Here is an 11429-nt window from a genome sequence, read left to right on the forward strand (position 1 = left end):
GTATCCATGAATGAACCTTTTTAGCCTGGCAAAGCTTAAATTGGGTCCATCACTACTTATTTTGCTATTAGCGGATTGTTTTATTTTCTCGGGAGCAAAGGCACAAATTAAAGCAGACTTCAATGCATCATCAACCAGCGATTGTGAACTGCTACTAACAACATTTAGTGATAAATCAACAGGCCAGCCTATATCCTGGCAATGGGACTTCGGTAACGGTTATACCTCTACTGAACAGCACCCCGGGGCTACCTATGTCAAACCCGGCGTGTATACGGTATCCCTCACGGTAAAAGATGCAGCCGGACAATCAGCTACCATCACCAAAACAGGATTTATTACCGTAAGATCCAGACCTAAAGTGGATTTCACAGCCACCAACGTAACAGGCTGCGCACCTTTACAAACCACCTTCACAGATAAATCAGACCCGGTAAGCGGCACTCTCCTTACCTATACCTGGGATTACGGAGATGGCACCACCGGCACCGGCAGCACCAGTACACATACTTATCAGCAGGCCGGGAAATACCCGGTAACGCTCATCGTTACTAACAGCTATCAATGCACCAGCTTCAAATTAGTGGATACCATGGTAAAGGTAGCCCCGCCCATTGTAGCCGGTTTTTCCGTACCCGAAAAAATATTCTGCAGCGCCCCTGCCACCGTGCAGCTCACCAATACTTCCACCGGACCAGGTACCCTCGTTTACAACTGGGCTTTTGACGACGGCAGCACATCTTCTTTAAAAGATCCCGGTACGCATACCTTTACCAGCAAAGGGCTCCACGCTATTACGCTGACGGTGACCAATGAAATGCATTGTACCTCGGTCAAAAAAGCAGCCGATATTAACGTGGCCGCCTATACTACCAACTTTACCTTTCCATCACCCGTTTGTGCCAACACACCCGGCACTTACGGCGGCGTATTTGCTACTACAGATCAGCTCAAAGTAGCCTGGGAAATAAACGGGCAACCAGCTTTGAACAACGCGGACAATACCACTATCTACACCCCTCCTGCTACCGGTTCGTTAAATGTTAAACTAACCGCTACCTATGGTAAATGTGTGGAGGTGGTAGAAAAAAAACTGGATATAAAACCATCTCCCACCGCCAGTATCAGCGTGATGATACCTCCTTTCTGTAACATGCCCGCTACCGCCACGTTCACGGACAATGCTCCTGCTGCCGCTGCCCGGCAATGGGACTTTGGCGACGGGCAAACCTCCACCGCGCAACATCCGGCACACACCTACACCGCAGCCGGTAACTACACTGCTACCCTGGTAACCACCAGCAAAGATGGCTGCGCAGCTACTACCAACAGTAGCTTTGATATAGCCCCGGTAAAAATAACGGCAGATGGAAAAAACAGGAGCGGTTGCGAAGGATTAATAACCACCTTTGGTGCGGTGGTTAACAATGCAGACGTTATTAAAACCTACCAATGGGACTTCGGCGATGGTAGCCCGGTATCTGCGTTAGCTGCGCCTGTACATCAATATAATAACGCGGGCATCTACACCGTTTACCTGACCTATACTACCGTTAACGGCTGTACGGGAAAGGTAGAAACAGTGAATAAGGTAGAAGTATATAAAAAGCCTGTTCCTGAATTCTATTCACCGGACGCCCCGGAAATCTGCGGTAATAACCCGGCTGCATTCAAAGACCAATCAGATATTGGCGACAGCTGGCGATGGGATTTTGGAGATGGAGCCACCGGAACCGGTAAAAACACTACATATAGCTACCAGCTACCGGGAACGTATACCGTACAGCTGATAGTAGGTAATCACACCTGTTATGATACCATTGTTAAAGAGAAATACATTACCGCTACCAATCCATTCCCCCGGTATTCCATCCGGCCGGTCGACTGTAACAAACGCACCACCATTGTTTTTGAAGATCATTCCATCGGGGCGGAATCCTGGCAATGGTCCTGGGGCGATGGTACCGATACTGCCTATACCGTGCCTACCGCTACTTTAACACACGTTTTCCCCGGCAGCGGCACATACCAGGTGGCACTTACTACGAAAGACAGTCACTGTACCACGCATGAAGGACTAACGGTAACAGTGATTGCTCCATCTCCTGTAGTGATCAGCACCGATAAAAGTACGCTGTGCAGCAACGATGTGCTGGGCGCCGCCATCACCAGCTACAACCCGGCTATCTATAAATCTTCCGGCTACAAATGGCTGGCTGGTGGCATTGATCAGAGCGATCCTGACGACCAGCAAACATTCATCTACAAAAATCTTTCTCCCGGCAAACAATTCATACAACTATCAGCCGAAAACCTGCAGGGATGTATAGATCTCAGTAACATCGTTCCCGTAAATGTACGGGGTCCTGTTGCCGCGTTTAAACTGCCTGCCGCCAAATGCGCGGGCAGCGAACTGAGTTTCACTGACCTGACCAATACCACTTACAGCGCAGGTATTAGTGAGTGGCAATGGGATTTCGGAGATGGCACTCCCGTAGAAACCTTTACCAAAGGACCTTTTCGGCATACCTATAAACAACCGGGAAATTATAACCCTATGATGAAGGTGACTGACAAAGAAGGTTGTGTAAGTTATGGCTATGATAATACCCTCCAGGTAAAAGGCCCTCAGGCCGTATTCGATGCCAGCAGCTATCTTGTTAAACCAGGCACAGATGTATACTTCTACAACAAATCCAGCGAAACCGGTGGCGCTATCACCAGTGTGAACTGGAGTTTTGGAGATGGCCATACTTCTACCGCCACCGGAACAGTGACAAACAACTACACCCTGCCAGGCGCCCACCAGGTAGTACTGCGCGTGCAGGATAATAATGGTTGTGAAGACAGTGCCAAAAAACAGGTAAGGGTATCCAGTGTTGGCGCCGACTTTACCTATAGCTCCCGCTTTGCAAATGGTGGCAGTTGCGCACCCATGATCTTCTTCTTTACCAATACTTCCCTCAGCTATACTTCCAGCTATTGGAGCTTTGGCGACGGCACTACTTCCATTGAAGCCAATCCTGTACATACCTATACGGAACCGGGACTTTACGAGGTGATCCTAACCGCACAGGGAGAAGCAGGCGTAACAGACAAATACATTGATACCATAGAAGTAAAAGGCCCCTATGCCGCTATAATAGCCAGTTCCGACGGCGGATGCCTGGAAAAGGAAATTCAGTTTAATGTTGTCAGCAAGGGTTCGCAGGATTTCAGCTGGGATTTTACGGACGGCATTATTCTTCATACCACCGACAACGTAGTGAAACACGTTTTTAAAACACCGGGTATTTATCAGCCGAGACTACTGCTGACTGACGCCGCCGGTTGCAGAGGCAGCGCCCTTCTCCGCAACCCCATCGTTATTGATAAACTGGATGTGCAGTTAACACCAGCACCGGCTATTCTTTGCGGTAAAGGAACCGTTACGTTCAATCCTGTATTCAACAGCTTTTCCATTGACCAGTTAGGCAAACCGGCTACCTATAAATGGGACTTCAATCCATCACTGGTACCATCCAACGAAACAACAGCTACTCCTTCTTTTTATATTCCTGCACCGGGCAGGTATGATTTTAGTTTTACCACCACCACCGCTTATGGTTGTAAACAAACAGTGACTACTAACGTGAACGTATATACTAAACCGGAAGCCATTATTGCAGGCCCCGATAAAGTATGTGTATCGTCACCGGCCGGGTTCAGCGGCAGCGCTGCGAACGACAACGGTCTTACCTGGGAGTGGAACTTCCCTAACGGGGAAAAACCGGCCGGAAGTAAGCCACCGCAACAGGTATTCTCCCAGCCTGGTCCGGCAGATATATCCCTTGTTGTTACCAATAAAGATGGATGTACTGATACGGCCCATCACCTCTTAAACGTGCTGCCTTTGCCCGATGCAAAAGCCAGCTCTATGAGTGAATTTATCTGTTTGCACAATACTACCCTGTTACAGGCTACCGGTGGCGCCAGTTACGAATGGACACCGGTTGCAGGACTCAGCAACCCGCTGATCGCAAACCCGTCGGCTAGTCCTGATACCAATACCACCTATCATGTGAAAGTAACAGACAGCAACGGATGTATTAATACCGACCAGTTAACACTGCAGGTAATCCAACCGTTTAAGGTAACGGCCTCACCGGATACCTCCCTGTGCCAGGGTGCAGTGCTGCCGTTATATGCCTCCGGCGCTGACTATTACAAATGGGAAGGCACCGGGCTGGCAAATCCTAACGAAGGCGTTACCACTGCTACGCTTACTAACACAGGCAACTATACCTACGCGGTAACAGGCTACGACAGCAAAGGATGCTTCTCTGATAAAACATCCCTGCAGGTAATCGTAGCACCGTACCCGTTAGTAAACACTGGCCCCGACCGGAATGTTCCTGCCGGCACACCCGTACAGCTCACTGCCTCCGCCAGTAACGATGTGGTCAGCTACAAATGGTCGCCAGCACAGGACCTTAACTGCCCCGGCTGTGGCAGCATACAGGTGATTCCCAATCTTACCACCACCTACGCCGTGGAAGTGGAAAACCGCTATGGCTGCAAAGCAAAAGACGACGTTACCATACACATCCTGTGCAATCAGTCTGCCATTTACATGCCTAACGCATTTACTCCCAACCAGGATGGACAAAACGACCGCATCTATCCTAAGGGAAAAGGCGTAAAGGAAATCGGGTACCTGCGTATTTATGACCGCTGGGGAAAACTTATCTTTGAAAATATTCATTTCCAGATCAATACCCCTGCCGCCGGTTGGGATGGCCGGATCAACAATCAGGAAGCCGCTTTTGGAAGCTACATTTATTACATGCAAACCATCTGCGAAAACGGGGAGAAATTTGAATTCAAAGGAAGCATCCTACTGATAAAGTGAGTCGGCTACCAGCATCTTCATAGCATTGTATGCCCCATCCGACAGCCGGTACGGCCGTTCGTTTACCATCTGCACAAACTCAACGCTAAACGCCAGGAACAAAGGAAAAGGACTGCCCGGTGAAACGCTGGCGGTAAGTGTGAGTGGTTCGGTAAGGTGGCTATCCAGTACCAATGCCTCACTGCTTATTTCATCGCTTTCATACTGCGCTTCCTCAAAATCAATCGCGCTAAAGCCACAGGTAATGATTACATGCGTGGCGCCGCGGGGCGACTGCACCTCCCTTGCCGGATAGAATGGCGGTATTACGATAGTTCCTTCCCCGGCAGCACGATCAATGGTTGCCGTTAAAGGCGCATAAAAAGAAGTGCTCATCCCGCTCGTCGTATTGAACTCAAACTTTTCCATGATCTTTATGTCGCCATTCATCACGTTACGATATCCCCGCTCACTGGTTACATCGGCTTTTATCACCTTCAGGAACTCCCTGAGGAGGCGGGGTGTAATTCCACTATCGGCAGCATTCCTGATCATGTAACGGAAAGCGGAACGAAGCAATTTTCCTGCCCGGCCAGCCCGGCCAAATTCCATGCTGTTTTCCCTGCTACGCTGGAATGCAGGATCAGCCGATATCCGCGCCCCGGATACGCCGGATCGCTTTCTGACTACATAACCACGTTTGGTTTTATAAAAAGATAGATTTTCGATTGCGCCATTAAATTGCAACAATCCGTCCTGTTTACTCATCGTTAAAATGTTTTCGTTAAAAGATAGGCAGTTTAGATAGCTATGCCTGTTAAGCTCCGCCTGTTGATTACACAGACGTACCAGGCGAAAGTATCCACTACCCTGCATGCGTAAAAACAAAGCTGCCGCTTTTACCGCTTTTTGCCGCTTTTTGCCGGAATACGTCGCACCGGTTTATGCATAGTGCATTCATAGTGCATGAGGAGTGCATCAGGAGTCCATCAGGAGTGCATGGTAACAGTATAGATAGCGCATGGGATACGCAGGTCCGAAGCATGGCAGATGCAGGTGACAGGTAGCTTCACGGCGCCGGGGAGTTAAGTAAGGTACTGATGTCTGCCAGTACTGCCGCAAGTTTACCGGGTTGTGATAGAAAGGGGGAATGCCCGCTGGTGAGCGTATACACCTTTTCGCAAGGTAAAAGATACTGCATGCGCCTTTGGCTTGTAATACCCAGGGCTTTATCCTGCAGGGTTTCAATATAAAATCTCCGGATGGGTTGTTCAGGCGCTATATCCGTCCGGCTATTCTCCTTGTTCCCCGCGGGTTTTACAGGTTCCGGGGTTAATTTGCTGATGGCCCACTGTGCTACCGGGTCTTCACAGTCAGCATAAAACAACTGCTTTGCTTTCTTTTTGTTCACCCTCACCGTACCATTGCTTTTGTCTATAATCAGGGATGATTGCATAAGAGAGATGGTATCATCCTGCATGATTTCCGGCGGAGACATGCCCTCCGGCAACAGGAAGGCCGATAGATAGATCAGTCCTTTTATCTTATCCGGATATTTCTTTGCCAATTCCGTAATCACCATTCCTCCTGAACTATGGCCGAGTATAATTACGGGCTGCTGTTGCTTTTCAAGCAAAGCGCCAATGCGCGTTGTATACGAATGAAACTCTTTTCCATTGCCTGTATAGTCGGGAGTAATTACCACGAAGCCTTTCTCTTCCATAAAAGGCCGTAGCTTATCCCAGCACCAGGCGCCGTGAAATCCGCCATGCACCAATATAAAAGTATCATTAGGTTGTTGTTTCATTGGGTTACACGATCCATTTGATAAGCCCAATAGACTTATGATGATCAAAATGATTTTGCAGCAGTACATGATATCGTCTTACTTTTCCTGTTTAGGTTTCGATGTTTCCGCTCACGAAAATATCTACTATCTGCTGCTGAAAATTGTAAGTTTCCGACAATCGGTTAATGCTACAGGATAATATTTGCCACCTTTATGTTCATTTGGCTTTGCAATAATTTCGGGTTTAAACCTGAAAGGTCTTTTGCTTGCCTGATAAAATGTGCCTGGTCAAAATAATTTAACTGGTAAGCAATATCAGAGAGCTTATTGAAAGATTTGCCTGCTATCAATGTGAGGGCTTTTTTGAATCGGATTGTTTTGATGTAATGCCTGGGTGTAACACCGATAATTGTCAGTAATTTTCTCTCCAGTTGTCTTTCTGAGATACTATAACAATCACACAACTCCTTAACAGTAACCGTTTCCACCCGGTTTTTTATATGCTGTATACAATGCCTGATAAATGTATCCTGCCCTTTTACATCAGCTATCTTTGCCGCAAAATATGCTGACAAAACCTGTATGATATCCGGTATATTTTTTTTAGATGAAATAATATCTGTAAAAGATATCCGTGAGAATTCATCTAACCTGATTCTTTGATTGGTCAGTTCATGGGCGTTCATTCCAAATAATTCATGGATGGCAGCGGGATGCAAAAGCACACCCAATGCTAAAAACGAAGGATTGTCCCTGTTTTCTGTTGGTGTGGTCGTTTGTCCGTATACCATTGTTCTCTTTGGAAAATATCCTTCGGGGTCCAATGCAAACTCCATAACTATCCCGGAAGAATCGTCTACAAATGTCCGTATCGGCGATTCATTCGTCGTACTCCGTTCTACTTTCAATGTCCAGAAGTATTGAACAAACGAACGTAACATGGTTGCGGGCGCTATGATTTCATGTTTAATCAGATAAATTCAGTTTATTTGGGAATGTATAATTATAATATTCATTTAACATGATAACCGGCAGGTAAAATACTACCTTTCTCCGTTCAAACAAAACTCAACAGAAATGGAAATACCAGGTAACTTCATTAAAATATTTCCGGAATATCAGGATGTTTTCTATGATGATTTGGAAAATCACAGGAAATACTTCCTGCCATTATGTTCTATCAACCTGAAATTCTTTTCGCAAGACAAAGATCAGTGGTTGCATTTTGTTTCTGTAAAAGAAATATACGACGGCCGGGTAGGTGAAAACACTACCTCGTTTCACACAGATTACACCAGGTGTGATATGTTCGGGTTTGATATCATAGATGGCAAATATAAGTTTGACGCGGATTGGGAATACTTTACCGTTTCCACTGAAATTTTGCCGGAAAATTATCACCTGGAGTATAGCGATGAAGAGATCCAGTTTAATTTTAATGAGGCAATGTACCAATTAAAGAAGTCGTACTATAAAAAATTCGGAAAACTGTATGACCGGGATTTCTACAGACCCGGTTTAACGGTAGATGGAATCAGGAAATTAGAAAGACTGCTGAAACTTACTGCAGAAGATATACACAAGGATGAGCCTTCAGATTACTTCGCAGAAAGTATAAGTAAAAAAATCAACGGCGTAATAGATGAAGTTAATGTAGCTAATCTTCCGCTCGACGAATGCGAATACGCCGGCACCAACCTGATAGATAAGCCTGTTAAGGCAGATGGAAGTATTTTCAACTATATAGCCTGTATGGAGGGATATAATTTCCAGGAAAATGCCGCTGATCAGATCTATTTGTTTTATGATGATCAGATGAAGAAGGCCGTGATTTGTTTGGAGTATACCTGATAAAAGCCTGTAAAAACAGAAGGCACCCTCTTTAGGTGCCTTCTGTACACTGTATTATAACCCTATGCCTACCATTTTACTTTCAGTTCAGAACGCCTGTTCTGTTTATAATCCTCTTCTTTACATGGCACACCATCTTTACAACCGTTCACAGGGTTGCTTTCCCCTTTATTGCTGTAGTAGAGGCGTTTCGGATCGAGGCCCTTATTAACGAGGTAATCTATTACTGCATAACAACGTAACGCCGACAGATCGGTGTTATACTGATCAGAGCCACGGTTATCAGTAAAGGATGAAATCACGATCTTCCAGTCGGGATGACGCTTCAGCACCGCTGCCACCTGGTCCAGGATCCTGCGGGATTCAGTGAGCAGGGATGCGCTGTTATAATCATAGAGGAACTTCAGTTCTTCCAGCTGCTGTTTATCTGTTTCTTCTTCCGCAGTATGCTTTCTCGTTACCAAACCTGGCTGCCCGCTTGTTACAGGTGGCTGTGGTGTGGTAGCAGGATCTGTTGTCACCGGCGCCGGGTTCTCCCTGCGGTTAATCCGGCTAAAGTAATCGGGATCAGAGAAGTAATAAATATCATCTTTACCCATGCTGCCCGGTTTGTTGGAAGCCAGGTAACCTTCATAGCCATTACGTTTCAGGATCAGTCCCAGATCATCGGCGCCGGAGTTGAACGGCACTTTCATGTTCTCGGGTGTTTCCCAGCTGGACTTCCCTCCTTTCACGCGGTAAATGTCGTAGCCGCCCATTCCTGCATAGCCCCTGCTGGAGAAGTAAAGGATACCATCTTCGTTAACGGTGGGAAAGGTTTCTGCTGCCACTGTGTTCACCTGGCTGCCACAGTTAAGCGGCGCGCCCCAGGAGCCGTCTGCCTGCTTCTCCGAGTACCAGAGATCTGTTTGCCCCAGGCCACCCGGGCGGTCTGATACAAAATAGAGTACATCGCCACCGGTGCTAAGCACCGCATGACTGGAAGAATATCCGGTTAGATTGATGCCGGGCATCAATACCGGTGTTCCCCATTTACCATCTTTTTTTACAGATTGATAGATCTGCAATTGGCGGACACCATTTACGAGTCCTTTGCCGGTAACAGGTACACCCTTGCCTTGTATGTTGATAGTGGCATAGAGGGTATCTTCTGTGCTGTTAAGACATACCGGGCCAATATGATAATCGTATTTACCTAACAATGCAGGCGCCAGTTCTTCCAGGTACATATCGGTATTGCTACCGGTGTATTGCTGGTAAACGTATGCTTTATAATAAGGTTGTTCGGTGCGTTTATCGATAGGTGGTTTTGACTGCGAGCCATTATTAAGCGCCATCGTGCGGTAGCCGTTTGACATCAGCAGCAATCCTTTCTGTACTACCCCGCTTACCAGGTCGGAGCCCTGGGTGTTCAGTTCTTTAACCGGCTTTAACTGCACCGGAACGCCCTGTTTACGCCATACAACAGCACTATCGCAACCCTGCAGCGCAATGTCTTTTAATTTAAGACTGTCCGCATTGGAGGTGGTGAACAACGCATACTGCTGCTTTGCTTCCTCATATTGCTCCAGTTGCCGGAGCGCTTCTCCATACGCAAAATAAACCGCTGCAGGACGGTCGGGACGGCCCGTGATCTCCTTGTATACATCCGAAGCTTCCTTAAAGTAACCGATCTCCTGGTAACTATGGGCCATCTTCATCAGCTCATCTACCGGCATCTTACTTCCCTTGTTACGGGCAATCCTGTTATAAAGCGCTCCTGCCTCTGCATACTCCTGTCTTGCATAAGCTGCATCAGCCAACTGCGACAAGCTTTTCTGCTCCTGGCTGTACAGGTTGGAGACAATCAAAAACAGCGGAATAATAATTATAGTGCAACGTATCATACGGGTAGTAACTAAGAGTTAAAAATACCTGGGATTCCTTACAGTGAAATTTTTCGAAGGGATTAAGAAGCCTAATGATATTTCATGCGATCCACCCTGGTAACCTGCCATTTTATTAATACTCAGATCGTAGGAATACCCGATGCGGAGATTTTCTGTAGCATAGAATTCCACCATCACGCTGGCTGCATCCAGTTCACTCAGGTCTTTCTGCAAACCGGTTTTGTTCCACAAACCCACACCCGTACGATAGGATGCGCCGGCCCACAGCTTTTCGCCGATCAGCAAAAAGGCATTGATGTCTACGTTAGTAGGCCCTTTAAAATCTTCTTTGATAAGAATAGAAGGCTTCAGCTGTAAGTTATCTCCCAGCGGGAACATAGCACCTGTAGTAATATACAGGTGCTGTGTTTTACGGATAGTAGAATAATTGTTTCCTTTCCAGCTGTAACGGGTAGCATCGGTATAGAGAGAAAACAGGTCCATGATGGAAGCTCCTGCATAAAAGCGGGGAGTATAGTAATAAACCCCGAAGCGGGCATCCGGCACCCATACACTCTTTTTACCCAGGGGGATGGCGGAATCGTCGTTATCGGTGTATTGCAGCGCGTTACCGTCAATAGAATACTGGGTAACGCCACCGCCCAACCCGATGCAAAGCCGGCGCGTATCTTCATCATCCAGCGGAATCCGGTAGGAGTACGAACCATACAGCGACAAAGCATCCTGCGGGCCCAGTTTGTCAAACAACATTTGCAGCCCCAGTCCCACCTTGTTATCACTGGCAGGCGTTACTCCGTCTACCGACACGCCGCCTGTACGGGGCGCGCCGGGAAATCCGGCCCACTGATGGCGGTATACGGTGTTCACATACAGGTCTTCCTTATAGCCTGCATAGGCAGGATTTATGCTTAACCCGTTGAACACGTACTGGCTGAACTGTATGTTCTGTTGCGCCACTCCGCGCATCCCTATTGCCAGCAGCATCACCATTATTCCTGCTCTGAGTACTGTTTGCATCTTTTACTTTTTT

Annotated in this window: 7 protein-coding genes; 2 read left to right on the plus strand and 5 right to left on the minus strand. The window is 47.1% G+C overall.

The annotated features are described in order from the left end of the window. The first annotated feature begins 61 nt into the window (after nt 1-61). Nucleotides 62-4891, plus strand: a complete 4830-nt coding sequence (locus B5Z18_RS32985; RefSeq protein ID WP_159454149.1) for a PKD domain-containing protein — start codon at nt 62-64, stop codon at nt 4889-4891. Here B5Z18_RS32985 and B5Z18_RS01710 read toward each other — a convergent pair. The 3 genes from B5Z18_RS01710 to B5Z18_RS01720 form a co-directional block, all read right to left on the minus strand. Continuing rightward, entirely contained in the window at nt 4877-5638 is a 762-nt protein-coding gene (locus tag B5Z18_RS01710; RefSeq protein ID WP_079467684.1) for a hypothetical protein, read from the minus strand. The genes B5Z18_RS32985 and B5Z18_RS01710 overlap by 15 nt on opposite strands. Nucleotides 5639-5939: 301 nt before the next feature. After that, nucleotides 5940-6677, minus strand: a complete 738-nt coding sequence (locus tag B5Z18_RS01715) for an alpha/beta fold hydrolase (RefSeq protein WP_159454150.1) — start codon at nt 6675-6677, stop codon at nt 5940-5942. Between the two features lie 170 nt (nt 6678-6847). Further along, nucleotides 6848-7639 (minus strand): DUF6597 domain-containing transcriptional factor, encoded by a 792-nt coding sequence (locus B5Z18_RS01720; protein ID WP_317044678.1) that lies wholly within the window; start codon nt 7637-7639, stop codon nt 6848-6850. A 97-nt stretch (nt 7640-7736) separates the two neighbouring features. On the opposite strand from B5Z18_RS01720, the gene B5Z18_RS01725 reads away from it, so the two are divergent. Further along, on the plus strand, nt 7737-8510 hold the full coding sequence (locus B5Z18_RS01725; RefSeq protein ID WP_079467687.1) for a hypothetical protein: 774 nt from the start codon (nt 7737-7739) through the stop codon (nt 8508-8510). Between the two features lie 68 nt (nt 8511-8578). Here the strand turns inward: B5Z18_RS01725 and B5Z18_RS01730 are convergent, their stop codons facing one another. Together B5Z18_RS01730 and B5Z18_RS01735 are read right to left on the minus strand one after the other, a co-directional pair. Then, entirely contained in the window at nt 8579-10396 is a 1818-nt protein-coding gene (locus tag B5Z18_RS01730; RefSeq protein ID WP_079467688.1) for an OmpA family protein, read from the minus strand. Between the two features lie 18 nt (nt 10397-10414). Continuing rightward, nucleotides 10415-11416, minus strand: a complete 1002-nt coding sequence (locus B5Z18_RS01735; RefSeq protein ID WP_079467689.1) for a PorP/SprF family type IX secretion system membrane protein — start codon at nt 11414-11416, stop codon at nt 10415-10417. Between the last annotated feature and the right edge of the window lie 13 nt (nt 11417-11429).

It is taken from the genome of Chitinophaga ginsengisegetis (genome assembly GCF_900168065.1).
Classification (GTDB): domain Bacteria; phylum Bacteroidota; class Bacteroidia; order Chitinophagales; family Chitinophagaceae; genus Chitinophaga; species Chitinophaga ginsengisegetis.